The sequence below is a fragment of the Acidovorax sp. Root275 genome (genome assembly GCF_001428965.1).
Classification (GTDB): Bacteria; Pseudomonadota; Gammaproteobacteria; order Burkholderiales; family Burkholderiaceae_C; genus Acidovorax; species Acidovorax radicis.
In genome coordinates this window covers 837,949-862,604 of record NZ_LMJH01000001.1, presented here as the reverse complement: position 1 = coordinate 862,604, position 24,656 = coordinate 837,949, and the positions used below count along the sequence as shown (strand labels likewise).

Here is a 24,656-nt window from a genome sequence, read left to right as displayed (position 1 = left end):
GCATCGCCGGGACCTGTGCCACTCGCCATGGCGCGATCAAATCACAAGAAAAATAGTGGCTTGTCGCTTATCCACATTGGATTTTTAGCTATTTAAATAATAGCAATCTACCCGCCAATCCTGTGCCATGGCCGGTCCGTGCACCAATCTGTGGCGCCATCATTTCAGACAATTTCCAATTTTATGGATTTTATTTCCATTAAACTGACCTCATGGACATCCACACCCGCATCGCCGGCAGGCTGCGCGAACTGCGCGACGCCCGGGGCTATTCGCTCGACACCCTGGCCGAACGCAGCGGCGTGAGCCGCTCCAACATCTCGCTCATCGAACGCGGACAAAGCAGCCCCACGGCGGCTGTGCTGGACAAGCTGGCCATCGGCCTCGGGGTGGCCCTGGCCTCGTTTTTTGACGACAGTGCCCGCAGTGGTCAGGCGCCCTCCCCGTTCATCCGCGCGGCCGACCAGCCGCTGTGGCAAGACCCGGCGTCGGGCTATGTGCGCCGCCAGCTCTCGCCGCCAGCGCGCTCGCCGCTGCAGCTGGTGGAAGTGGAGTTTCCGCCCGGCCAGCGCGTGGCCCTGGACACTGCCGTGCACGACGCCAACATCCACCAGCAGGTCTGGGTCATCGAAGGCCGCATGGACCTCACCGTGGGCGGCACCACCTGGCCGCTGGAGGCAGGCGACTGCCTGGCCATGCAACTGAGCCAGCCGATCGTGTTCCACAACCCCACGCGCAAGGCCGCGCGCTACCTCGTGGCCCTGGTCACGCTCGCGCCGCAGGGTTTTGCGCCGCGCGTGGCCTCCCCCGCGCCACCACCCCCCTCCTCCAACACCACAACACGGAGAAAATCCCCATGACCGCCCCGCTGGCCCTTTCATCGCCCTGCGTGGATGCCCCCCACGCATCCACCACCGTGCGCCGCCTCGGCCCCAACGAAGCCGCCGCCAGCGTGCCAGCCCTGGCCGACGTGCTGATCGACTGCGTGCACGGCGGCGCCTCCGTCAGCTTCATGGCGCCCCTGCCGCGCGAAAAGGCCCTGGCCTTCTGGCACAACGTGGCCGAAGGCGTGGCGCGCAACGAGCGCGTGCTGCTGGTGGCCGAAGACGCGCAAGGCGCCGTTGTGGGCACCGTGCAGCTCGTCACCGCGATGCCCGACAACCAGCCCCACCGCGCCGACGTGGCCAAGATGCTGGTGCACCGCAAGGCCCGCCGCCAGGGCATCGCCCAGCAGCTCATGGCCGCCGTGGACGACGCCGCACGCGCAGAGGGAAAAACCGTGCTGGTGCTCGACACCGTCACCGGCGGCGACGCCGAGCGCCTGTACGAACGCGCAGGCTGGCAGCGCGTGGGCGTGGTGCCCGGCTACGCGTTGATGCCGGATGGCGCGTTGTGCGGCACCACGTTTTTCTTCAAGCACCTGTGATGGCGCGGCCATCGGCCATGCTGGTGCGCCAGGTCAGGAAGACCAGCAAAGCGGCCAGCAACAACAAGGCGGCGCTCACGGCAAAGGTGCTCTGGTAGCCGCTGCTGTCGAACAGCAGGCCACCCACCGTGGAGCCCAGGCCAATGGCCAGCTGAACCACCGCCACCATGAGGCCACCTCCGGCTTCGGCGTCCTCCGGCATCGATCGGGCGACCCACGTCCACCAGCCTACGGGCGCAGCGGTGGCCACCAGGCCCCACAGGCCCAGCAATGCCGTCACAGCGGTCAACCGGTCGCCCAGGCAGATCAGCGCAACGGCGATGAGCGCCATCAGGAGTGGTGCCATGAAAAGGGTTCGGTAGAAGCCCCTGGCCAGCACCGCACTGACGAGTGTGGTGCCCAAAAAACCCGCCACCCCGATCACCAACAGCACGAATGACAGGGTGAACCCGCCTACATGCGTCACGGTTTCCAGAAACGGCCGCAAGTAGGTAAACAGCACAAACTGCCCCAGGAAGAAACTGCCCACGGCCAGCATGCCGACCGCAATCACCCGGCGCTGGAGCAGCCTCAAAACAGCGCCAGAGCCCCCAGCACGCTGCGGCCCTGCAGGCATTGGCGGCAGGCTCACCCACTGCCAGACGAAGGCAACCACCGCCACCGGCACCAGGCACAAGAAGGCCCCGCGCCAGCCGATCACGGCCCCCAGATAGCTGCCCAGCGGCGCCGCCACCACCGTGGCGAGTGCGTTGCCGCCATTGAAGATGGCCAGCGCCCGTGGCACCTGCTGGACAGACACCAGCCGCATGGCCGTGGCTGCCGACAAGGACCAGAACCCGCCCACCACCACCCCGATGAGCGCGCGCCCCACCATGTACACCGCGTAATTTGGTGCGAGCGCGATGACCGCCCCGGAGAGGCACATCAGCGCCGTCAGTCCCAGCAGCAGGGTCTTGCGGTCCATCCTGCCTGCGAGCGCCGCAATGCTCAGGCTGGTGAGCACCGCAAAGACGCCGGATGCCGCAATGCCCTGCCCAGCCCAACCTTCGCTGACACCCAGGTCGTCGGCCATCGGCGTGAGCAGGCTGACCGGCATGAACTCCGAGGCGATCAGCGCAAACACGCAGAGCGTCATCGCGAATACCCCGCTCCAGCGCGCAGGGTCCACCGCCGCACCACGTGCATCACCGGCGTCGCCCCGTGGTGGCGCGCCGCAAACCTGAGTCGTCACCGTTTACGCCAGGTGTTTGCCGAAGAACGCCGTCAGCTTGTCCCACGGAATCAGGGTCACGCGGTCGTACAGATCCACATGGCCCGCACCGGGGACGATGTACAGCTCCTTGGGCTCGGCTGCGCGCTTGAATGCGTCTTCGCTGAACTCCTTGGAATGCGCCTGGTCGCCCGTGATGAAGAGCATGGGGCGCGGAGAAATAGTCTCGATGTCATTGAACGGGTAGAAGTTCATGAACTTGACGTTGCTGGTCAGCGTGGGGTGGGTGGTGGTTTTGGGTGAACCGCCCTTGGGCGTGACCTCTCCACGCGGGGTGCGGTAGAAGTCATAGAACTCCCGCTGAATGGGGTGTGTGTCTGCCGTCAGCGCGTGCACCGTGCCACCGGTGTACTGGATGGCCCCGCCGGTGAATTCCACGTAGCGCTGCTCGGCAGCGGCGGCAATGATCTGCTTGCGCTGCTCCACAGTCTGCGAGTGGTTCAGCGCATCACGGTTGGCAGCGCCCATGTCGTACATGCTGACCGTGGCGATGGCCTTCATGCGCGGGTCAATCTTGGCGGCACTGACGACAAAGCTGCCACTGCCGCACACGCCAATGGCACCGATGCGCTCGCGGTCCACCATCGCCTGCGTGCCCAGAAAATCCACCGCCGCGCTGAAAGCCTCGGCATAGATGTCTGGCGCCACGGCGTTGCGCGGCTGGCCGTCGCTCTCGCCCCAGAAAGGCAGGTCCAGCGACAGTGCGATGAAACCCTGCTCCGCCATCTTGGTGGCATACAGGTTGGCGCTTTGTTCCTTGACCGCGCCCATGGGGTGGCCCACCAGAATGGCCGGGCTTTTCTTGCTGCGGTCCAGGCTCTTGGGCACAAACAGGTTCCCGGCCACCGCCATGCGGTACTGGTTCTTGAAGGTCACCTTGCGCACCACCACCCGGTCGCTCTTGTAGAAATTGTCGGCACCACTGACCTTGCCGGGTGCTGGCTGCGGCCCCGCCGCCATGGCGCTGCCGCCCACAGCAGACAACCCGCCCAGGGCTGCGGCTCCGAAACCCGCCCGGATGAGAAAGTCGCGACGGTCCGAAGTGGGGTGATCTGTGCCGGGTGTTGTGTTCAATGCGCGGAATGCGCCCAACGTGCTGAGGGTGTTGTCCATGTTCGATGGTCCTGTGAATGGGGGAAATGAATGGGAGAAATGACGAAAAGCGGGCGTTGAGGCCGCTGGGCGGCAAAGACGGCGGCCGGGAATGCGCTGGCGTTCCGCCCGCTTGCTTCTTTATGTCGGGCGGCCGTTCAATCGCTGGCACGCTCGATGCGCACAGTGAATGGCGCAGGCCGCTGCAAGGCCGACAGGCCGCTGTCCACCTTGCCGAGGCGCACCAGGCCTCGGTCGTAAACGGTGCCACTCAGATAGATCGCCAGGTTGCCCCATGGCGCGTAGTAAGCAATGTCACCGGTCACGGGGGTCATGCCCATGGACGCCTGCGCGGTGGGCAGCTTGCGCGGCAAGTCGGTGATGCGTTCAATCGCTGCGTAGTCCTTCAGCGTCACCGACAGCGGCAGCATGGCCGCGAAATCGCGGGCGACCACGGAATCTTCCAACGTGGCAGTGGCAATGGCGTCGTCGAGGTGCAGGCGGATTTTCATGGGCTTTTGTTGTGCAAAGGCTGGTGCGGGCGCCATGCTGGCGGCCAGGCACCACGCAACGGAAAAACCCGCCAGCGAGCGGCGATGGAGGAGAGGCGGAAGGTTGCGCAAGGTCATGAAAAAGGAGTTTGCCTTCCTTCCAGAGCCACGACTAGATAATGAATACCGAATGGCTTTATAAGCCTGGCTAACCAATCAAGTGGGAAAATCGAACATGGCGCGACGCAACCTGAATGACCTGCTGGCCTTCGTCACCGTGGCGCGCGAGGGCAGCTTCACCCGGGCTGCCGCCACTCTAGGCGTCACGCAGTCCGCGCTGAGCCAGACCATCCGTGGCCTCGAAGAGCGCCTGCAGATCCGGCTGCTCACGCGCACCACACGCAGCGTCTCGCCCACGCCAGCGGGCGAACGCCTGATGCACGCCATCGGCCACCGCTTTGACGACATCGAGGCCGAGCTCGATGCCCTGACCGCACTGCGCGACAAACCCGCAGGCACCGTGCGCATCACCTGCGGCGACCATGTCATGCACACCACGCTGCTGCCCAAGCTCATGCCGCTGCTGCACGAGAACCCCGACATCACGCTGGAGTTCGACATGAACTACGGCTTTCGCGACATCGTGGCCGACCGCTTTGACGCCGGGGTGCGCCTGGGCAACACCATCGACAAGGACATGATTGCCGTGCCCATCGGCCCGTCCTTGCGCATGGCCGTGGTGGCCTCCCCCGGCTATTTTGCTGCCCATCCCATTCCGAAGACCCCCCACGACCTGACGGCGCACCGTTGCATCAACCAGCGCATGCCTACCTCGGGTGGCTTGTATGTGTGGGATTTCTCGCGCAAGGGCAAACAGGTCAATGTGCGGGTGGACGGCCCGCTGATCTTCAACACCGCCCCGCCCCAGGTCGATGCGGCACTGGCGGGGCTGGGCATCGCGCTGCTGCCCGAGGATGAACTGGCCTCCCACATCGAAGACGGCCACCTGGTACGTGTGCTGGAAGATTGGTGCCCCCCGTTTGCGGGCTACCACCTGTACTACCCCAGCCGGCGCCAGCCATCACCCGCTTTTTCGCTGGTGCTGAAGGCGTTGCAACTGGGGGAGAAAGGCCGTCGGTAGGGTACCTCGTGGCCGGGTTGGCGGCCTGGGGCAATGGCGCGCTCACCAGGCCCCACGGGCGCCCTTTGCACAGATCCCTCCATGGCGCGGGCCTGCATGGGACGAAAAAAAACCGGCTCCGCAGAGCCGGTCTTTCGCAGAAGGTTGCTGAGCTCAGTAACGACCGCCGCCATAGCCACCCGTGCCATAGCCAACGTCCGAGCGCTTGCTGGCTGTGTAGCCACCCGCGCCGCCCGAACGAACACCACCTTCTTCACGGGGGCGGGCCAGGTTCACGACGATCGAGCGGCCGTCGACGGACATGCCGTGCAGGGCGCTGATCGCGGCCTGGGCGACTTCAGCGGAAGCCATTTCCACGAAGCCGAAGCCCTTGGAGCGACCGGTTTCGCGGTCCATCATGACCTTGGCCGAAGTGACATTGCCGAACTCGGAGAAATTGCTTTCCAGCACGGAGTCGGTCACGGAGTAAGGCAGGTTGCCCACGTAGATTTTGCTGCTCATGAAAAGAGCCTTTCTGAAGGAGGGTGCGCAACGAATGACGCACCGTTGGGGATACGGGGTGTGCAGACTGGGAGTCCGCCACGACGAGGAAGGTTGGATGGGGTCTGCGGTCAGCAGATCATCAACACGCCGGAGGGTGCAACATGCACGTTTGCAGCCAGCCCTGGGTGACTGCAAAGAGCCGGGCGGCTTCGCGCGAGGCAAAGGCTTTGTCAAAACGGAACACGCGGCAGTAGCTGCCGTTGCCCTGGGAACGATGGACCGAGAAGGAGGCACGAAAGCGGCCGCAGTCGGTCGGGTGTGTCGCGGGCGAAACGACGTACTTGCCCATGGAAATGGCGGTCTGTGAAATCTGATTCATTCAGGATCGCAGGCTTGGAAATCGACCTGCGTGAGCATCGAAGGACTCGGTCGGCTGCAGCTCTACAGACCAACTGGGCGACAAGGTCGCAAAAGGCGGCCTGCGTGGGCGGCTTGACGCCGCTGAGCAGGCGTTGCGGTGACGGCACGCGTCAAGAGCCGTGACTGCAACTAAGCCAAGTATATACCAATCAGCATTTAATTGGCAATTAATATTATTTTTAGTTTTAAAAAGCGCCGCGCCGCGTGCACCTAGCCCCCTTTCGTCGCGGCGAGAGCAGTGTTTAGCGCCGCAGCGATGGCGATCAGCCCAAGTTCACCAGATCTATTGAGTGATCCGTCCGCAAGATCTCTCGAAGGATCTGCGCCAGTTGGCAGCGCTCCTCTTCTCTTATCCACGCGCCAAGCCGCGGCGCCGAGGGAGAGGCCTGGCGTGGGAAATCACTTCAGCGTTCTGCAGGGCCCGGCAGCAGCAGAATCTTGCCAACACTGGTGCCGGACTCCATGTGCAGATGCGCCTGCGCAGCGTCTGCCAGCGGGTAGGTGCTGTCTATATAGGATCTTGGTATCTGGACTGTGCGTGCACAATAAAATTTGGATCCATCACAAGAAGACGCGCAATTCATCATGGTCGATCTAGACGCACTCAAAGGGGCGACCATCGCATTCGACCTCGACGGAACTTTGGTCGAATCAGCCCCGGATTTGATTGCAGCTATTAATGCGGTTCTTGTGGCAGAGAACTTGAAGCCGCTGAGCCTGGAAGAGGCCCGCCCTTTTGTCAGTCGGGGGGCTCGCTGGCTCTTGCAATGGGGAATCACGAGTAGCGAAGTGCCAGTTTCTGCCGCTCGGACCTCCGAACTCTTCCATCGGTTTCTTCTCCACTACAGCGTCCACATAGCGGTGGATAGCCACCCGTTTCCCGGTGCGATTGACGCACTGACCGTCTTGAGAAACGCGGGTGCGAAGCTCGTAGTCTGCACCAACAAACCCACCGCTCTGGCTCACAGCCTGTTGTCAAAGCTGGTGATGGTCGATTTTTTCGACGCGATCGTCGGCCTTGACGTTGTGACGGCAGCAAAACCAGACCCCGCTCACCTCATCGAAGCTGTGCAGACCGTGGGGGGTGACTTGAAACAAGCCATCATGGTGGGTGACGCAGACACCGATGCGGGCGCTGCACGTGGAGCAGGGACTCACTTGATTCTGGTTGACTTTGGGTACACCGAAGTCCCTGCAGCTGAACTCGCTCCAGACATCCTTCTGTCCCATTTTGACGACTTGGTGGATGCATGCATCCAACTGCTCAAATAGGCGTGCCCTGCTTCTCGCAACGTAAAGACTGAAGTCTCCGGGCGTCATTTATTTGCCCGCGCGTGGCCGCCTGCCTACGGTCAAAACCACCTCTTCCAAGCTCCCAGCTTGCTGGTGCCCCATCACATCGACGGATCAATCAGCACCTTGGCGCCGGTATTGCGCGGGCCATAAAACGCGATGGCGTCAGCACTGAGCGCGCCCGCCAGCGACACCGTGCGTGCGTAGTGGCTGGCAAACGTGGTCTTCAACTCGGCGGCCACGCGTGCGCGCAGTGCCTGGGCGGCAACATCGCCTATCTTGTTCAGGAACGGGAACAGCAGCCACCCACCCACGCCCCAGGCCATGCCGAAGGTACGCTGGATCTCGGTGGGGCGGGTGTCCAGGTGGCCATACAGGTAGACCTGCTTGTGCACGGCCGAGCCGTAGCGGCTGTATTCCTTGGCGCTGCGGTTGATGGCGCTTTCCATGCACTGCAGGATCTGCCCGGCCAGCGTGCCACCGCCCGTGGCGTCAAAGGCGATGGTGGCGCCAGTGGCCGCGAGCGCGTCGGTCAGGTCGGCCATGAATCCAGGCGAACTGCTATCGCAGACGTACTGGGCGCCGGCCTCGCGCAGCAGCGCCGCCTGTTCGGGTTTGCGCACGATGTTGACCAGGCCAATGCCGTCTTTCTGGCAAACCTTGTTGAGCATCTGGCCCAGGTTGCTGGCCGCCGCCGTGTGGACCAGCGCGGTGTGGCCCTCGCGCTTCATGGTCTCGACCATGCCCAGTGCGGTCAGCGGGTTGACGAAACACGATGCTCCTTCGGCGGCCGTGGTGCCTTCTGGCAATGGAAGGCACTGCGCAGCCGGCATGGCGCGGTACTGCGCATACATGGCGCCGCCAATCACGGCCACCGTGCGGCCCAGCAGCGCCTGCGCGGCGGGAGAGGCTCCTGCGGCCACCACCAGCCCCGCGCCCTCGTTGCCCACGGGCATGCTTTGACCGAGGCGTGCAGCCATGCCCGGCATCGCGCGCTCGGGGATGCGGGCAGTCGCCACGGGCAGATTGGCACTGCCAGCGACCTGCACGGTGGACAAATCGGCAGGGCCCAGCAGCAGGCCGATGTCCGACGGGTTGATGGGCGTGGCTTGCACCTGGATCAACACCTCGTCGGGCCCCGGGGTGGGCACGGGCACGGATTCCAGGCTGATCTGCAAGGTGCCGTCGGCTTGAACCAGCGAGCGCAGTTGGAGTGCGGTAGTCGGGATGGAGGGGTTCATGGGTGACTCGCGGTAGGGGTGTGGAAATGGGGCCGTGCGCTCGGCAGACCGTGTGGAGGGAGGCGCGGGACCGAGCTGGCCAGAGCCTCTTCGCTATCAGCCGTCATTCTTGATCAAGTGGGCTGGCTTTGCTGTCCCCCACGTTTTTCGCCGCACACAACACGCGCCGGTCGGTGGCCCCGGAATCCGCTCCGGCTGCTACTGCCCTGCCTCACCCACCGGCTTTGGCCTCACCAGCCGGACGGGCAGTTTGCTGGCCCTTGCGGCATCGCCCCGCGCCTCGCCGGTGGAAAGGTTCACCGCCCAGCCGTTGATCATGGCAGCCTGCCGCGCACCGTCGCCCGCACGGCCTTGCGCGATGTTGCCGTAGGTGTAGGGGTTGACGTTGGGTGCGCTCACGTTGCTGGTGGCGGACCAGTGCCACTCGCCGGGGGCGGCCGGGAACAGGATGGGGTGGAGGCCCGGGGGAGACAACGATTTGTCCACCAAGCGCTGCAGCTCCGCCGCGCGGGGCAGGCGCCAGCCCACGCCCTCAGCCTTCCAGCGGTCGGCGGCCAGGGTGGTGGCTTCGGCGCGATCCAGCAGCAGGGGCTTGCCGGTGCAGGTCTTGCCATTCCATTGCATGCCTTCCGCGCAGCGCGGCCAGGCAAGCCCGGCGCGGTGGTCCAGCACATAGGCACCGTCGTCCGACAGCGCCCAGTCGGCCGATGCCGTGGGGTCGGCGGCCAGCACCGGCAGGGCTGCGAGGGCGCAGGCCAACAAGGTCGAAAGTTGCGAAAGTGGTTTCATGGGCAAAAACGGACTCGAACGCTGACACCCTACCCGCACAGCGACACCAGCGCCACCCTTCCGATCAAGAAACCGTCACCGCGCGTTTGCCCACCCTGCCCGCCACTCCTGCCGGTGCCCCCGACGCTGTCAGCGCCTCGGCCAGAAAACCCACAAAAGCCTGCACCCGCGTGGAGAACTGGTGGCGCTGGGGGTACACCGCATAGATGTCGGCCGCCGGGGTCTGGTACTGCGGCAGCACGGGCTCCAGCAGGCCCTGCGCCAGGTGGCGGTTCACGTCCCACTCCGCGCGCATCACGATGCCATGGCCCTGCAAGGCCCACAACACGGCAATCTCGCCGTCGTTGGTGGTGAGATTGCCGGTGATCTTGATCGACTCGGTGTGTGCCTTGCTGCCGCGCCCGGTGGTCAGGCGCCACAGGCCATAGGCCTCATCGCCCTGGCGGATGCCGATGCAGTGATGCTCCATCAAGTCGCGCGGCACGCGGGGCCTGCCATGGCGGTCCAGGTAGGCGGGCGCGGCGCACAGCACGCGCCGGTTGGGAGCGATGCGGCGGGCGATCACGCGGCCATCGGGCGGCTCACCAAAACGCACGCACACGTCGTAGGCGTCGTCGGTGATCGGCGGCGGGTGCACCGACAGTTGCAGCTGCACATCCACCTCGGGGTACTGACGCACAAAGTCCGAGATCACGGGGGCGATGTGCATGCGGCCAAAGCCCAGGGTGGCGTTCACGCGCAGCAGGCCCTTTGGGCTGGCTTTGGACTGCACGATGAGTTCATCGAGCGCATCAATCTCGCGCAGGATGCGGCGCGCGTGCTCCAGCAGCAGCTCGCCCTCGGGCGTGAGGCTCATGCGGCGCGTGGTGCGGTTGACCAGCACCACGCCCAGGCGCTTTTCCATCTGCGTGAGGTGCTTGCTGACCGCCGCCGTGGAGACCCCCATTTCGCGCCCGGCGGCGCTCAGGCTGGGGCTGGCGGCCAGCGCAGAGAAGAAGCCCAGTTCTGCGGGCTGGATGGTGGAACTCATCGGCGATACCTTAACTGCAAGTTAACGATGGATTCACTTTAGTGGCGTTTTGCAAGAGCGTCCAGGCCTACAGTCCTTCTCACCGTTTGCTTCTCGTTTGGCTTTTCTCGTGTCTCGTTTTCCACGCCCGGCCATCGCGGCACGGGCATTCCCAGACCTTTCCACCAAGGCATCCGCATGACCACCTATCAAATCGCCACCATCCCCGGAGACGGCATCGGCAAGGAAGTGATTCCCGCCGGCCAGCGTGTGCTCGAAGCCCTGACCGCCCGCCACCCCGGCCTGCAATTCGAGTTTGAAAACTTTGGCTGGGGCGGCGACTGGTACCGCGCCCACGGCGTGATGATGCCAGCCGATGGGCTGGATGCCCTGCGCGGCAAGGACGCCATCCTGTTCGGTTCTGCCGGTGACCCGGACATCCCCGACCACATCACGCTGTGGGGCCTGCGCCTGAAGATCTGCCAGGGCTTCGACCAGTACGCCAACGTGCGGCCCACGCGCATCCTGCCGGGCATTGATGCGCCCCTGAAGCGCTGTACGCCCAAGGACCTGGACTGGGTCATCGTGCGCGAAAACTCCGAGGGCGAATACTCTGGCGTGGGCGGCCGCGTGCACCAGGGCCACCCCATCGAGGCGGCCACTGATGTGTCCATCATGACCCGCGTGGGCGTGGAGCGCATCCTGCGCTTTGCCTTCCGCCTGGCGCAATCGCGGCCCCGCAAGCTGCTTACCGTCATCACCAAGAGCAATGCCCAGCGCCATGCGATGGTGATGTGGGACGAGATCGCCGCGCAAGTGGCGGCCGAGTTCCCCGATGTGAAATGGGACAAGGAGCTGGTGGACGCCGCCACCGCCCGCATGGTCAACCGCCCCGCCACGCTCGACACCATCGTCGCCACCAACCTGCATGCCGACATCCTCAGCGACCTGGCCGCCGCGCTGGCGGGCAGCCTGGGCATTGCACCCACCGGCAACATCGACCCCGAGCGCCGCTACCCCAGCATGTTCGAGCCCATCCACGGCTCGGCGTTCGACATCATGGGCAAGGGCCTGGCCAACCCCATCGGCACCTTCTGGTCGGTGGTGATGTTGCTGGAGCACCTGGGCGAGACCGATGCGGCCCGCGACGTGATGCAGGCCATCGAACAGGTCACCGCCAACCCGGCCCTGCACACCCGCGACCTGGGCGGCACGGCCACCACGGCGCAGGTGACGGACGCCGTGTGCGCGCTGGTCAGCGGCACACAGGCCGCACGCAAGGCCGCCTGACCGCCCCCCACGGCCCGCCAAGGCGGGCTTGTGAAAGCCAGGCGGACAGAACCACAAGGCCGCACAGGCCACGCACCCGCCGCACCACCATCCTTCAGGAGACAAACCATGCACCGCCCCAACCCCGGCCCCACCCACATTGCTCCCCCGCTGCGCCGTCAACACCTGATGGCCCTGGCGGCGCTGGCCGCAGCCGCCTGCCTGCTGCCCGGCAAAGCTGTCCACGCGCAGGTCTGGCCCAGCAAACCCGTCACCCTCGTCGTGCCGTTTGCAGCAGGTGGCACCACCGACGTGCTGGCGCGTGCGCTGGGTGAAAAACTCAGCACGGCCCTGGGCCAGCCCGTGATCGTGGAAAACCGGGGCGGCGCGGGCGCCACCATTGGTGCCGACTATGTGGCCAAGGCACCGGCCGACGGCTACACGCTGCTGATGGGCGCAGTGCACCACACCATTGCCACCAGCGTGTACAAGAAGCTCAGCTACGACTTCCAAAAGAGCTTTGCGCCCATCACCACCGTGGCCCTGGTACCCAACGTGCTCGCGGTCAGCGCCACCACGCCCGCCAAGGATGTGAAGGAACTCGTGGCCCTGATCAAGGCAGCGCCCGACAAGTTTTCATATGGCTCCAACGGCGCGGGCACGGCGCAGCACCTGATCGGCACGCAGTTCTCCACCGCCATCGGCCAGCCGCTGCTGCACGTGCCCTACAAAGGCAGCGGGCCGCTCACCACCGACCTGCTGGGCGGGCAGGTATCCATGTCGTTCGACACCATCACGCCCGTGCTGCCCCACATCAAGGCCGGCAAGCTGCGCGCGCTGGCTGTGACCACGGCCAAGCGGTCCTCGTCGCTGCCCGACGTGCCCACGCTGCAGGAGAGCGGTTTTGCGGGCTTTGACATCGGCACCTGGTTTGGCGTGCTGGCACCGGCACGCACACCCGCCGATGTGGTGTCCCGGCTGAACGCCGAGATGGTCAAGGTGATCCAGTCGCCCGACTTCAAGAAGCGCATGCAGGACATCGGCGCCGAGCCCATCGGCAACACGCCCGCGCAGATGGCCGAGCAGATAGCCAGCGACACCACACGCTTTGGCAAGCTGGTGGTCGACCACAAGATCACGACCGACTGACCGTGTGCCCGAGGGGCGGGTTGGTATAACCCCAGCCATGACGCCCACCACCATCGAGCCCACCGTTCCCGTCGCCCTCATCCGCGCCCTTGAAGAACGCTCCTTCAACGCCTGGCCGGCGCGGCAGACGGTGTTTCACCGGGGCTGGGTGTTCCGGTTGTCGGGGGGCTATACCAAGCGCGCCAACTCGGTCAATACGCTCGTGCCCGGCGCGCCGTTTGATGGGGTGCGCGAAGCGGCTGCGGCGCTGTACGCGCGGCATGGGCTGCCCGCAGTGTTCCGCATCTCGCCCCTGGCCCCGGACGGGGCCGACCAGGAGCTGGCCGAGGCGGGCTACCAGCACTTCGACACTTCCCTCGTCCTGCATCGGCCGCTGACACTCGGTACGGTCGGAAAGCCCGATGGCAGCACCCACATCAGTACCACGCCCACAGCCGCATGGCTGGAGGGTTTTGCCGCTGCCAACAGCGTGCCCCTGCACCACCGCGCCCTGCACAACAGCATGCTGGACCACATCGCCCACCCTGCCGCGTTTGCACTGCAGCACGACGCACAGGGCCAGCCCGTGGGCTTTGGGCTGGCGGTGCTGGAGCGCGGCGCCGTGGGCCTGTACGACCTGGCCGTGGCGCCCGAGCACCGGGGCGGCGGGCGCGGGCGCGCGCTGGTGACGGCCCTGCTGCACTGGGCCGCCGAGGCCGGGGCGACCAGTGCCTACCTGCAGGTGCGCGCGCAGAACGCTCCCGCGCTGCGGCTGTATGAGTCGATGGGGTTCAAGACGGCATATGGCTACCACTACCGGGTGCCGGGTTGAGGGGGTTTTTTCCAGACTCCCTCTCCCCTTGCGGAAGAGGGTTGGGGAGAGGGGTAGGTCAGCGCAGCACACGCCGTTGCCCCCTCTCCCCCGTCCTCTTCCGCAAGGGGAGAGGGAGTGAAGACCAGCGCCGTTACTGGCTCAGAGGTTTGAGGTCGAAAATTTGAATGAAATTGGCCCCTGGCGCTTGACCATAAAGCGCTAAAAGCTATTAATTTCATAGCAAACAATGCCTGGGCCCAATACCCAGATCACCGGTGGCTCAGCCTGCGCACAGCCCAGTCGCCCAGGCTCTGCACCGCCTGCACAAAGAAGATCAGCACCAGCACCACGGCCAGCATGATCTCGGGCAGAAAGCGCTGGTAGCCGTAGCGGATGCCCAGATCACCCAAACCACCACCGCCAATGGCTCCGGCCATGGCCGAGTAGCCGGTGAGGCTGACGAAGGTGATGGTCAGGCCCGCCACGATGCCTGGCAGCGCCTCGGGCAGCAGCACCTTCCAGACGATCTGGCTGGTGGTGGCGCCCATGGCCTGGGCGGCCTCGACCAGGCCGTGGTCCACCTCGCGCAGCGCGGCTTCGACCAGGCGCGCCACGAAGGGCGCGGCCGCAATCGTCAGCGGCACCACGGCAGCAGCCGTCCCGATGGACGAGCCCGTGATGAAGCGCGTGAACGGGATGATGGCCACCAGCAGGATGATGAACGGCGTGGAGCGCACAGCGTTGACCAGCCAGCCCACCAGCTTGTTGGTGGGCCCGTTTTCGAGCACACCGCCGTGGTCGGTCAGGCGCAGGAAGACGCCCAGCGGCACGCCCAGCAGGCCACCCACCAGGCCGGAGATGCCGACCATGATGAGCGTTTCCCACAGCGAAGAGGCAAACAGATCCAGCATGGCCGGAGTGAAGTTGTTGAACATGGTTATCTATCCTTCTCAGCCTGCCACGGCCACTTCTTGCACCTCGACACCGCCCGCACGCAGGTGCGCCACGGCGCCGCGCAGGCGCTCGGCCTCGCCGCTGGCGTACACCGCCAGCGAGCCAAAGGTTTCGTCCTGGATCTCGTCCACCTGGCCATGCAGGATGCTCATGTCCACGCCGAACTCGCGGATCAGCTGCGACAGGATGGGCTGGTAGGCGCTGTCACCCGCATACGACAAGCGCAGCAGTTGGCCGGTGCGGCCTGTACTGAGCTGGCCTGCGAGCTTGCGCACATGGCCGAGCACACTGGCGGGCAGCTCTTGCGGCAGGATCTCGTCGATCAGACTCTTGGTGATGGCCTGCTGCGGGCGCGTGAAGACCTCCAGCACACGGCCATGCTCCACGATGCGGCCCGCTTCGATCACGGCCACACGGTCGGCCACCTGCTTGATGACCTGCATCTGGTGCGTGATGAGCACCACCGTCAGGCCCAGCTCTCGGTTGACCTGGCGCAGCAGGTCGAGGATGGAGCGCGTGGTCTCCGGGTCCAGCGCCGACGTGGCTTCGTCGCTCAGCAACACCTTGGGCCGGCTGGCCAGCGCGCGCGCAATGCCCACACGCTGCTTTTGCCCGCCGCTGATCTGCGCGGGGTAACGGTCGGCCAAGGCTGACAGGCCCACCAGCTCCAGCAGCGGGTTCACGCGCTCGCGAATGGCGGCTTTGCTCATGCCCGCCAGTTCCAGCGGCAGCGCGGCATTGTCGAACACCGTGCGCGAAGACAGCAGGTTGAAGTGCTGGAAGACCATGCCGATCTCGCGGCGGGCCTCGCGCAACTGCGCGTCGTTCAGCTGGGTGAGGTCGCGGCCATTGACGAAAACCTCGCCCCGGGTGGGCCGGTTGAGCAGGTTGATGACACGCACCAGCGAGCTTTTGCCCGCGCCGCTCTTGCCGATGATGCCGAACACTTCGCCCGGGTTGATGTGCAGATCGATGCCGCGCAGGGCCTCGACCGGGCCTTGTGGGCCCTGGTAGGTTTGGGTGATACCCCGTAAGTCGATCATGAAAAGCAGTGGCACAGCACAGGCCACAGGTCGTAGCCAATGCCGCGCGGGTCAGGAATGGGATGGGCGACTGTATCGGCGAATCGTAAGTTCACAAACGATTGAAAAATCGGGTGGTTAGATCGTCGGGTTATGAAGACCGTGATAGACACACTTCAAACGCTATTAAATACATAGCATATAGTGCAATAACACCATGCGCTAGGCGCCAATTCCACCTGTTATTGCATAGAGACTTTTCAACGATCTTCATGCTTATATTTCTACATTTCAACTTTTGTTGTATTATCGAATCATGCAAGAAACCGAAGTCATCCGATCCCTCGCCGCCCTGGCCCAGGAAGTGCGGCTGCGTGTGTTCCGTGCCCTGGTGGTTGCGGGCCAGGAGGGGCTCACGCCTGGGGCGCTGTCCGAGCAGTTGGGAATTGCGCCCAACACGCTGTCGTTCCACCTCAAGGAGCTGACCCACGCGGGCCTGGTGAGCCAGGAGCGCCAGGGCCGCAACCTGATTTACCGCGCCTCGTTTGCCACCATGAACGACCTGCTGGCCTACCTGACCGAGAACTGCTGCCAGGGCGCAGCCTGCCTGACCGACGAGGCCACCGCCGCCTGCAAGTGCTGATCGCCTCCCCAACAACTTCCACCCCACGACCCACAGCCGAAAGGAAACCACCATGAAGCGATTCCACGTCCACATGCATGTCGATGACCTTGCCAAGAGCATCGCGTTCTATTCCCGGCTGTTCGCGGCCGAGCCTGCGCGGGTAGAGGGCGACTACGCCAAGTGGATGCTCGAAGACCCGCGCGTGAACTTCGCCATCTCCACCCGTGGCGACAAGCCGGGCGTGGACCACCTGGGTTTCCAGGTGGATGAGGCCGACGAACTGGCCGAGCTCAAGGCCCGCGCCGAAGGTGCCGACATGGCCCTGCTCGACGAAGGCGCCACCACCTGCTGCTATGCCCGCAGCGACAAGCACTGGATCACCGACCCGCAGGGCGTGGCCTGGGAACACTTCCACACGCTGGGCAACATCCCCGTGTTCAACGAAGCCGCTGCGCAGCAGCCAGTCAAGACCACGCAGCAGCCAGCCAAGGCCACCTGCTGCCCCACGGGCGCCCCATCCGCCCCCGAGCCAGGCAAGGCCGCCTGCTGCGGCCCCACTTCTACCAACTCCAACAAATGCTGCTGAGCCGAGCAGAGCCCGCATGAGCACCCCACGCCCCCCTTTGAACGTGCTGTTTCTCTGCACGCACAACTCCGCGCGCAGCATCCTGGCCGAAGCCCTGCTCAACGCCATGGGCCAGGGCCGCTTCAAGGCCTATTCAGCGGGCAGCAGCCCGCGCGACAACCAGCAACCCCACCCGCTGGGCCTGCAGGCGCTGGCCCACGCGGGCATCCCCACCGAAGGGCTGCGCAGCAAAAGCTGGGATGAGTTTGCCGCCCCCGGTGCGCCGCACATGGACCTGATCATCACCGTGTGCGACAACGCAGCGGGCGAGGTCTGCCCCTTCTGGCCCGGCCACCCGGCCACGGCGCACTGGGGCTATGCCGACCCGTCAGCAGGCGATGGCTCGGACGCCGACAAGGCCGAAGCCTTCCGCAAAACCCTGCATGCCATCCAGCGGCGCCTGGAGCTGCTGATGAACCTGCCCGACGACAAGCTGGCCGCCACCGCGCTGCAAGCCACGGCCCGCAACCTGCCCAAGCAATGATGAAACACCCCCTGAGTCGCTTCGCGCCTTCCCCCTCTCTCGCCTCGCTGCGCGAGCCGGGAGGGGGACGCCCCCAGCGCGGCGGGGCGGCCCTTGCGCGGGGGCGCTGGTTTAGAGCGCGCCAGTTGCATGCATCGCGGGTGGCGCGCAGCGCAAGGGATAACTGAATGGACCACTGAAATGACCCTGCCACCAAGCCCTTTACAACGTGCTGCTGTCAGTGCGCTGCCCCCCTCCCCGGCCGCCGGCATGGCGGTGTTCGAGCGTTATCTCACCGTGTGGGTGCTGCTGTGCATCGTCGCGGGCATTGCGCTGGGCCAGTGGTTGCCCGGCGCGGCCCGCGCGGTGGGCGCGCTGGAGGTGGCGCGGGTCAACCTGCCGGTGGGCCTGCTCATCTGGGTGATGGTCATCCCCATGCTGCTGAAGGTGGACTTTGGCGCGCTGGCCGAGGTGCGCCAGCATGTGCGCGGCATTGGCGTGACGCTGTTCGTCAACTGGCTGGTCAAGCCGTTTTCGATGGCGCTGCTGGGCTGGCTGTTCATCCGCCACTGGTTTGCGCCGTACCTGCCCGCCGACCAGCTCGACAGCTACATAGCAGGGCTCATCCTGCTGGCCGCCGCACCCTGCACGGCGATGGTGTTTGTGTGGAGCCGCCTCACGGGCGGCGACCCGCTGTTCACGCTGTCGCAGGTGGCCCTCAACGACAGCATCATGATCGTGGCGTTTGCGCCGCTGGTGGCCTTTTTGCTCGGCCTGTCGGCCATCACCGTGCCGTGGGACACGCTGCTCACCTCGGTGGTGCTGTACATCCTGATCCCGGTGGTGATTGCGCAATGGCTACGCAAGCGGCTGCTGCGCAAGGGCCAGGCCGCCTTCGACGCCGCCGTGGCACGCACCGGCCCGTGGTCCATCGCCGCACTACTGGCCACGCTGGTGCTGCTGTTTGCCTTTCAGGGTGAGGCCATCCTGCAGCAGCCGCTGGTGATCGCCCTGCTGGCCGTGCCCATCCTGATCCAGGTGCTGTTCAACTCCGCCCTGGCCTATGGCCTGAACCGCGCCGTGGGCGAAAAGCACAGCATTGCCTGCCCCTCGGCGCTGATCGGCGCGTCCAACTTCTTCGAGCTGGCCGTGGCCACGGCCATCAGCCTGTTTGGTTTTCACTCCGGCGCAGCGCTGGCCACCGTGGTGGGCGTGCTGATCGAGGTGCCCGTGATGCTGCTGGTGGTGGCCGTGGTCAACCGCAGCAAGGGCTGGTACGAAGCGCGGGGCTGACAGGCACGCCACCTGGGGCGGTCAGGTGCCTGCCGCCACCGCCCCCCGCGCCTGCACCCGGCGCGAGATCAGCAGGCCCAGCCCAAAAATACCCACCGCCGCCACCGTGAACACCGGTGGCAGCCAGCCCCGGTCCACACTGAAAGCCACCATCAGCACGCCTGTGGACTGCCCCAGAAACAGCAGGCACGCAAACAGCGTCACCGCCGTGCCCCGGGCCTGGGGCGCCATCTGCGTGGCCTGCACCTGCAGCGTGTTGTGCAACATGTAAAAGCCGATGCCCGCCAAAAAGCAGCCCAGCATGGCCCAGCCCACTGCGGGCGCCCACGCCAGCGAGAGCAGGCCTATGGCAATGAAGCTGGCACCCAGCAAGGCCAGCCCCCGCTCGCCCAGCGCCGCCAGCCAGCGCCGCGCAAACACGCTGTAGATCAACCCGCCCACGCCATACAGCACCATCACGCCGCCAGCGGCCGAGGCCGACAGGCCAAACCCATCGACCATGCGCGCGGGCACAAAGGCCAGCGTGCCAAACGCGAGCGCGCCCTCAATCGTGACCACTGTGAGCACCCAGCGCACACGCGGGATGCGCAGCAGCGCCATGGTGCCCGCGAGGTAGTTGGCCAGCGAGAACGCCGGTGCGCCTGGCACCACCACCGGGCGCAGCGCCCCGCTGGCACGCGCATGGCGCAGCAGCAGCGTGGCCGCCGTGAAGAACAGCACGGCCAGCACACCCAGCGCCGCACGCCAGCCCAGCGTTTCGGTGGCAAAGCCGCCAAACCACTGGCCCGCCATCATCCCGGTCACCGTGGCCACCATCAGGCGCGCCAGGGTCTCTTGCCGCTGCTCGTAGGCCACCTCATCGCCAATCCACGCCATCGACAGCGGAATGATCCCGGCCGCCGCCGCCCCCATGGCCGCACGCGCCACCACCAGCAGGCTGAAGCTGGGCGCCAGCGCCGTCATGGCGCTGAACACCGCACACGCCGCCGTGGCGCCGATGATCACGCGCACCTTGCCCACCCGGTCACCCAGCGGGCCATACACCAGCTGCAGCACGCCATAGGCCACGGCAAACGCCGCAATCACCGCCGAGGCATCGCCCGTGGTGATCTTGTATTCAAGGGACAGTGCCACCAGCATCGGGTCGCACACACGCATGGAGGCCATGCTGCAAAAGGCCGCCAGGCTGATCAGCCGCAGCATCGTCGAGGAAGAGGTCATATGACCCGATTGTGGTGCCCACCGCGCCCGGCCGCTGGCGCGGTGTCGCATGCACCCTGGCTGCAGAAGGTTGGGCACGCCCCACACGGGCGTCTGCCATTTTTTGCGTGGCACCACGCGATCTTGCGCTTACCATGCGCCCCTTATTTGAACGAGGAGCCATGATGAACAAACGCAACTTTGTCGCCGCCAGCGTTGGCCTGGCAGGCCTGTGGACCGCCACCAGCAGCCACGCCGCCCCGCCGGCAACGGCATCCGCCAACCCTGCCCTGCTCACCATCAGCGGCGCCATCACCAAGCCCAACCGGGGCGCGCTGGACCCCACCATCGACCAGATGATGGGCAAACACGGCATCCAGTTTGCCAACGCCCACACGCTCGACGCCGCTGCGCTGCAGCGCATGGCCGCCGTCACCATCAAACCCACGCTGGAATACGACAGCAAGCCCCACACGCTCAAAGGCCCCCTGCTCACCACCGTGCTGGCCGCTGCCGGTGTGGCCTCCGGCAGCCCCGTGCAGCTGGTGCTGCGCGCGGTGGATGGCTACAACGTGACCATCAGCATGGCCGACGTGCAGGCCTACCGCATGATCGTCGCCACCCACATCGACGGCCAGCCCATGGCCCTGGGTGGCCTGGGCCCGCAGTGGGCGGTGTACGACGCGGATGTGCTGCCCGCCTTCAAGGACAAGCCGGTGAAGGAACGCTTTGGTTTGTGCCCCTGGGGGCTGTACCACATTGAGGTGAAAAAGGCCTAAGCGGACACGTGTCATCTCCCACCTGCTTCAACTGCCGCGCCAGCGTCCCGCCAGGTACATCCAGGTGCCTCAGATGCGGCCGCTGGGCAGGCGGTAGCCCTTCCGCGTCACGAGATGACCTCAGCCCAAGGGAAGCGGGCTGGGGTCTGCCTCCCTATGTTCTGGAAAGCGCTTCATTTCGCTGGACGTCGCTGCTGGCCCCTTTGTGGGTGCCGCCTTTGGTGATGATCTGGCTTGGGGCCACTCCCCCGGCAGTGGCAGCCATACTGGCTCTGTTCATCTTCATCCCCGGGCTGTATGTCATCACCAACCTGCCACGCTACTCGCGGTGGGCCAAACTGGTCGCCTCGCTGGGATATGTGACGCTGTCTGGCCCCTTGGGTCTGGCTTGCCTGGTTTGGGTGGACCGCTTGCTGCAAAAAGCGTAACCCTTGCCTTGCGCGGATTTCGCTCTCATTTGTATAGCTGCTAGCGCAATATCCACTTGCGCTACAGCCATATTTCGCCCCAAATCAGCCCCGGCATCGCCCCATGCGCACCGCCAGCGCCGCCAGCGACCCCACGGTGGCCAGCCCCACGACCCCCAGCCATCCCCACTGCGCCAGCGCCAGGCTGCCCAGTGCGGCCCCGGCCGACATGCCGATGAACATGCCCGTGAACAGCAGCGCATTGAGCCGGCTGCGCGCCGCAGGGTCGATGCCGTACACGATGGTCTGGTGCGCCACCAGCGTGGCCTGCACGCCAAAGTCAAAACCGATGGCACTCACCACGATCAACGCCAGCTGCGCCTGGGCGGGCAGCAAGGGCGCCAGCGCCATCGCAGCAAACGATGCTGCAGCCAACCCGGCGCCATAGCGGGTTACGACCTCGGGCCCGCGCTTGTCGGCCAGGCGCCCGGCCAGCGGTGCAGCCAGGGCACCCGCCGCCCCCGCCAAGCCAAACGCCCCGGCTGCGGCCGTACCCAGCTGGAACTGGCTGTGCAGCATCACCGCCAGCGTGGACCAGAACGCGCTGAAACCCACCGCCAGCAACCCCTGCGCCCAGGCCGCGCGGCGCAGCGCACTGTGCTGGCGCCACAGGGCCACCATCGAGCCGATCAGCGCGCCATAACCGAGCTGCGTGGTGGGCGCAAAGCGCGGCAGCCCACGCCACACCGCCACCGTCAGCAGCGCAATGGCCACCGCCGCCGCCACATACACCGTGCGCCAGCCCCACTGTTGCGCCACAAAGCCGCTGACCACGCGCGACAGCAAAATGCCCAGCAGCAGCCCCGTCATCACCGTGCCCACCATGCGCCCGCGCTGCGCGGCCGGAGCCAGCGTGGCAGCGGCGGGCACCACATCCTGCGCCACCGTGGCCGCCAGGCCCACGGCCAGGCTGGCCGCCAGCAGCGCCCCCATGCCCGGCGCCAGGCCGCTGAGCAGCAGTGCCAGCATCAGCGCCACCGATTTGATGACGATGATGCGGCGCCGGTCGTACCGATCGCCCAACGGGGCCAACAGCAAGATGCCCAGCGCATACCCCAGCTGCGTGAGCGTGGGCACCAGGCCCACCACGCGGCTGTCGGCCTGCATGTCGGGCCCCAGCACGCCCAGCATGGGCTGGCTGTAGTACAGCGACGCCACGCTCAGCCCCGCCGTGGTGGCCAGCAGCAGCAACAGCGGCGCACTCACCGCCCGCTCGGCAGGCAACGCTGGGGCCACGCCCATCGCGTTGTTTGCATGCAAATTTTGAATGAAAGACATCGCATCAACACCCGTTCAGCCAAAGAATGGGGTGATTGTTCCCAGGCAAGCGCACGCTGGGTAGTGGGCTGGGTTGCAGATTTGTTATACGCTTCACGCATGACCATTGCCCTACCACCCGGCGCCGACCGCATCGAGCTGATGCAGACCTTCATCCGCATCGTGGAGGCAGGCAGCCTGTCTGCCGCCGCCCAGCAGCTGGGCACCAGCCAGCCCACCGTGAGCCGCCGCCTGCAGGCGCTGGAGCGCACCTTGGGCATCAAGCTGCTGCAGCGCTCCACCCACGTGATGAAACTGACGGAAGACGGTGAACGCTGCTTTGCCCACGCCAAGGCCCTGCTGGAAGATTGGCGCACCATGGAAGACGACCTGCGCGGCACGGCCGACACACCCCGCGGCACCTTGCGCGTGCTGGCGCCCCACGCCTTCGGGCAAAACCAGCTCATCCCCCCGTTGATGGACTACCTGCACCGCTACCCCGATGTGTCGGTGGAATGGATGCTGCATGACCGCCGCCCCGACTTCATCGCCGAAGGCATCGACTGCGCCATCCAGGTGGGCGCGGTGGAAGACCCCTCCGTGGTCGCCATCCGTCTGGCCGAGGTGCCACGCATCGTGCTGGCATCGCCCGCCCTCATGGCAGGCCGCCCCACACCCCAGCACGCGCAGGACCTGAAAGATTTACCGTGGCTGGCGCTGAGCACCTTCTACCAGCGCGAAGTCACCTTGACCCACCAGCACAGCAGCGAGGCCAGCACCTTCGCCATCACCCCCCGACTGGCCACCGACAGCCTGTACGCCCTGCGCAGCGCCGCCCTGGCCGGGCTCGGCGCGTGTATCGCATCGGCATGGATCGTGGATGTGGATCTGCACGCAGGCGACCTGCTGCACTTGGTGCCCACCTGGCAGGCCCCCTCGCTGCCGGTGTATCTGGTGTACCCGCATGCACGGTTTTATCCAGCGCGGTTAAGGTTGTTTTTGGAGGGGATGCGGGGGGCGATGCCGGGGTTGGCGGGGATGCGAGGGGTGGAGGTTGGGTCTTGAGCGAACGACGGCTGCCGGCCAGGAGCAGCCTGTGGAAGCGAATGGAAGCAGACGCTCAACGTTTGAATTCAGCGGACCAGCCAGCGTAGCTGGCGCAGGTCCGCTGCAATGAATGGTTAAGCATCGGCGCACCACTTATGAAGCGCCTCTTCGAGTGCGAAATCCCAGCACTCCTGTGCAAATAGAGTGCCGCGTTCTTTTGCTTGCCACTTCAGGTACTTGGCGATGAGCGCTCGCTGTTCGCGACTCAACAAGGAAAACTGTGTGTTGGACGGACCTGACGATAGAAAGTTTATAACCCGCATCAGGAAAAGTTCCCCGTCTCTGTCCCGTGCGGACGTTTCCGCCAACTCGATGAGTCGTGGTAGCAGATATCCCGTTGCGGCCGGAGATAGGTACAGCAGCGGGCTCCAAGAAACCAACCCAAAATCCAAGGCAGTTATTTCGTCGCGCGGCTTCCCGCCAAGCATTTCCTCGTAATCGAGCCGTTCAGGCTCGTACAGATCCTCAGCAACATAGGCTGAGGGTTTCGAAAATCCAGAGAAAGCTTCCGCGATCTCGGGGAGCAACGGTGCAGGACTCACGATGCTTAACGTAATTTAGACCGCAAAACCTGCGGGATATACTGGGCCGTGCGGGATATTCTGGACACTGATTTCTCCTGGAAGTGGCTTGCAGCATAGGTTTGCAAGGGACGAGCTGTTCAAACGTCCAGGTATAAAAATTCCGTGAAACCCGGCAGGCGCCAACTCAGCAAACTATAGCTTGCCGTAGGCAGACAACGAAATTTCCAACGGCCGCGTGCAGCAAGTCAAAGGCAGCTTCCGGGCGGCGCTTCTGAACGGCTGCTCAGGGCCCTAAGGCGACAGTGGTAATGATGGCTCAGAGGCGTCAGCGGTACTCAGCGCTGGTCAGAGCTAGAAATAGATGTTGTGTGTTTCTTGAGCAAGTTTTCTGGACTTCGCGGACTATCTTGCTTTGCCGGTACATTGGCAGCGATTCCTGATTGCGAAAGACGAATCATGCACATGCGATACGCG

General features: G+C 65.2%; 26 protein-coding genes and 1 pseudogene. 13 read left to right on the top strand and 14 right to left on the bottom strand.

Annotated elements, in window-relative coordinates:
• Window positions 1-212: 212 nt before the first annotated feature.
• Complete coding sequence (locus ASE52_RS03990) at window positions 213-860, top strand: XRE family transcriptional regulator (protein WP_057223986.1); 648 nt, start codon at window positions 213-215, stop codon at window positions 858-860.
• Window positions 857-1,426, top strand: coding sequence for a GNAT family N-acetyltransferase (locus ASE52_RS03985; protein ID WP_057223984.1), 570 nt, complete (start codon window positions 857-859; stop codon window positions 1,424-1,426). Before ASE52_RS03990 ends, ASE52_RS03985 begins: the two co-directional genes overlap by 4 nt.
• Here the strand turns inward: ASE52_RS03985 and ASE52_RS03980 are convergent.
• From ASE52_RS03980 to ASE52_RS03970, 3 genes are all read right to left on the bottom strand, one after another.
• On the bottom strand, window positions 1,413-2,561 hold the full coding sequence (locus ASE52_RS03980; protein WP_057223981.1) for an MFS transporter: 1,149 nt from the start codon (window positions 2,559-2,561) through the stop codon (window positions 1,413-1,415). The genes ASE52_RS03985 and ASE52_RS03980 overlap by 14 nt on opposite strands.
• A gap of 99 nt (window positions 2,562-2,660) precedes the next feature.
• The gene (locus ASE52_RS03975) at window positions 2,661-3,656 is read right to left on the bottom strand and encodes an alpha/beta hydrolase (RefSeq protein WP_057225173.1); all 996 of its coding nucleotides are present in this window, start codon (window positions 3,654-3,656) and stop codon (window positions 2,661-2,663) included.
• Between the two features lie 290 nt (window positions 3,657-3,946).
• Window positions 3,947-4,300, bottom strand: a complete 354-nt coding sequence (locus tag ASE52_RS03970) for a cyclophilin-like fold protein (RefSeq protein ID WP_057225171.1) — start codon at window positions 4,298-4,300, stop codon at window positions 3,947-3,949.
• A 214-nt stretch (window positions 4,301-4,514) separates the two neighbouring features.
• Here ASE52_RS03970 and ASE52_RS03965 point away from each other — a divergent pair, with 214 nt between their 5' ends.
• Window positions 4,515-5,420, top strand: coding sequence for a LysR family transcriptional regulator (locus ASE52_RS03965; RefSeq protein WP_057223979.1), 906 nt, complete (start codon window positions 4,515-4,517; stop codon window positions 5,418-5,420).
• Between the two features lie 153 nt (window positions 5,421-5,573).
• Here ASE52_RS03965 and ASE52_RS03960 read toward each other — a convergent pair whose 3' ends face one another.
• The 3 genes and pseudogenes from ASE52_RS03960 to ASE52_RS25465 all read right to left on the bottom strand — a co-directional run.
• Entirely contained in the window at window positions 5,574-5,921 is a 348-nt protein-coding gene (locus tag ASE52_RS03960; RefSeq protein WP_010461476.1) for an RNA-binding protein, read from the bottom strand.
• A 121-nt stretch (window positions 5,922-6,042) separates the two neighbouring features.
• On the bottom strand, window positions 6,043-6,282 hold the full coding sequence (locus tag ASE52_RS03955) for a hypothetical protein (RefSeq protein WP_010461474.1): 240 nt from the start codon (window positions 6,280-6,282) through the stop codon (window positions 6,043-6,045).
• Window positions 6,283-6,727: 445 nt separating this feature from the next.
• Window positions 6,728-6,835, bottom strand: a pseudogene (locus tag ASE52_RS25465) (zinc-binding dehydrogenase); the annotation flags it as partial.
• Between the two features lie 73 nt (window positions 6,836-6,908).
• Between ASE52_RS25465 and ASE52_RS03950 the strand changes: the two are divergent.
• Complete coding sequence (locus ASE52_RS03950) at window positions 6,909-7,595, top strand: HAD-IA family hydrolase (protein WP_057223977.1); 687 nt, start codon at window positions 6,909-6,911, stop codon at window positions 7,593-7,595.
• 122 nt (window positions 7,596-7,717) lie between these two features.
• Here the strand turns inward: ASE52_RS03950 and ASE52_RS03945 are convergent, their stop codons facing one another.
• From ASE52_RS03945 to ASE52_RS03935, 3 genes are all read right to left on the bottom strand, one after another.
• Complete coding sequence (locus tag ASE52_RS03945; protein WP_057223975.1) at window positions 7,718-8,857, bottom strand: zinc-binding dehydrogenase; 1,140 nt, start codon at window positions 8,855-8,857, stop codon at window positions 7,718-7,720.
• Window positions 8,858-9,055: 198 nt separating this feature from the next.
• Entirely contained in the window at window positions 9,056-9,646 is a 591-nt protein-coding gene (locus tag ASE52_RS03940) for a DUF1566 domain-containing protein (RefSeq protein WP_057223973.1), read from the bottom strand.
• A 64-nt stretch (window positions 9,647-9,710) separates the two neighbouring features.
• Complete coding sequence (locus ASE52_RS03935; protein WP_057223971.1) at window positions 9,711-10,676, bottom strand: LysR substrate-binding domain-containing protein; 966 nt, start codon at window positions 10,674-10,676, stop codon at window positions 9,711-9,713.
• A gap of 177 nt (window positions 10,677-10,853) precedes the next feature.
• Between ASE52_RS03935 and ASE52_RS03930 the strand changes: the two genes are divergently transcribed.
• The 3 genes from ASE52_RS03930 (at window position 10,854) to ASE52_RS03920 (ending at window position 13,884) form a co-directional block, all read left to right on the top strand.
• The gene (locus ASE52_RS03930; RefSeq protein WP_057223969.1) at window positions 10,854-11,945 is read left to right on the top strand and encodes a tartrate dehydrogenase; all 1,092 of its coding nucleotides are present in this window, start codon (window positions 10,854-10,856) and stop codon (window positions 11,943-11,945) included.
• A 168-nt stretch (window positions 11,946-12,113) separates the two neighbouring features.
• The gene (locus tag ASE52_RS03925; protein ID WP_082606804.1) at window positions 12,114-13,073 is read left to right on the top strand and encodes a tripartite tricarboxylate transporter substrate binding protein; all 960 of its coding nucleotides are present in this window, start codon (window positions 12,114-12,116) and stop codon (window positions 13,071-13,073) included.
• A 37-nt stretch (window positions 13,074-13,110) separates the two neighbouring features.
• Window positions 13,111-13,884, top strand: coding sequence for a GNAT family N-acetyltransferase (locus ASE52_RS03920; protein ID WP_057223965.1), 774 nt, complete (start codon window positions 13,111-13,113; stop codon window positions 13,882-13,884).
• Between the two features lie 251 nt (window positions 13,885-14,135).
• On the opposite strand, the gene ASE52_RS03915 is transcribed toward ASE52_RS03920, so the two are convergent.
• Window positions 14,136-14,801, bottom strand: a complete 666-nt coding sequence (locus ASE52_RS03915; RefSeq protein WP_057223963.1) for a methionine ABC transporter permease — start codon at window positions 14,799-14,801, stop codon at window positions 14,136-14,138.
• Window positions 14,802-14,816: 15 nt separating this feature from the next.
• Complete coding sequence (locus tag ASE52_RS03910) at window positions 14,817-15,863, bottom strand: methionine ABC transporter ATP-binding protein (protein WP_057223961.1); 1,047 nt, start codon at window positions 15,861-15,863, stop codon at window positions 14,817-14,819.
• A 295-nt stretch (window positions 15,864-16,158) separates the two neighbouring features.
• Between ASE52_RS03910 and ASE52_RS03905 the strand changes: the two genes are divergently transcribed.
• The 4 genes from ASE52_RS03905 (at window position 16,159) to arsB (ending at window position 18,848) form a co-directional block, all read left to right on the top strand.
• Window positions 16,159-16,485: a metalloregulator ArsR/SmtB family transcription factor gene (locus ASE52_RS03905; protein ID WP_057223959.1), complete on the top strand. Its 327-nt coding sequence runs from the start codon at window positions 16,159-16,161 to the stop codon at window positions 16,483-16,485.
• A gap of 52 nt (window positions 16,486-16,537) precedes the next feature.
• Window positions 16,538-17,053, top strand: a complete 516-nt coding sequence (locus tag ASE52_RS03900) for an ArsI/CadI family heavy metal resistance metalloenzyme (RefSeq protein ID WP_057223957.1) — start codon at window positions 16,538-16,540, stop codon at window positions 17,051-17,053.
• A gap of 16 nt (window positions 17,054-17,069) precedes the next feature.
• Window positions 17,070-17,576, top strand: coding sequence for an arsenate reductase ArsC (locus ASE52_RS03895; RefSeq protein WP_057223955.1), 507 nt, complete (start codon window positions 17,070-17,072; stop codon window positions 17,574-17,576).
• A gap of 249 nt (window positions 17,577-17,825) precedes the next feature.
• Complete coding sequence (arsB, locus tag ASE52_RS03890) at window positions 17,826-18,848, top strand: ACR3 family arsenite efflux transporter (RefSeq protein ID WP_057223953.1); 1,023 nt, start codon at window positions 17,826-17,828, stop codon at window positions 18,846-18,848.
• Window positions 18,849-18,869: 21 nt separating this feature from the next.
• Here arsB and ASE52_RS03885 read toward each other — a convergent pair whose 3' ends face one another.
• Window positions 18,870-20,069: an MFS transporter gene (locus ASE52_RS03885; RefSeq protein WP_241776914.1), complete on the bottom strand. Its 1,200-nt coding sequence runs from the start codon at window positions 20,067-20,069 to the stop codon at window positions 18,870-18,872.
• A gap of 164 nt (window positions 20,070-20,233) precedes the next feature.
• Between ASE52_RS03885 and ASE52_RS03880 the strand changes: the two genes are divergently transcribed.
• Window positions 20,234-20,827: a hypothetical protein gene (locus tag ASE52_RS03880; RefSeq protein WP_057225169.1), complete on the top strand. Its 594-nt coding sequence runs from the start codon at window positions 20,234-20,236 to the stop codon at window positions 20,825-20,827.
• A 512-nt stretch (window positions 20,828-21,339) separates the two neighbouring features.
• On the opposite strand, the gene ASE52_RS03870 is transcribed toward ASE52_RS03880, so the two are convergent.
• Entirely contained in the window at window positions 21,340-22,572 is a 1,233-nt protein-coding gene (locus tag ASE52_RS03870; RefSeq protein ID WP_057223945.1) for an MFS transporter, read from the bottom strand.
• A 99-nt stretch (window positions 22,573-22,671) separates the two neighbouring features.
• Here ASE52_RS03870 and ASE52_RS03865 point away from each other — a divergent pair, with 99 nt between their 5' ends.
• A complete protein-coding gene (locus ASE52_RS03865; protein ID WP_057223943.1) occupies window positions 22,672-23,616 on the top strand; it encodes a LysR family transcriptional regulator in 945 nt (314 codons plus the stop codon).
• A 116-nt stretch (window positions 23,617-23,732) separates the two neighbouring features.
• Here ASE52_RS03865 and ASE52_RS03860 read toward each other — a convergent pair whose 3' ends face one another.
• Window positions 23,733-24,185 (bottom strand): hypothetical protein, encoded by a 453-nt coding sequence (locus ASE52_RS03860; RefSeq protein ID WP_057223941.1) that lies wholly within the window; start codon window positions 24,183-24,185, stop codon window positions 23,733-23,735.
• Window positions 24,186-24,656 lie beyond the last annotated feature (471 nt).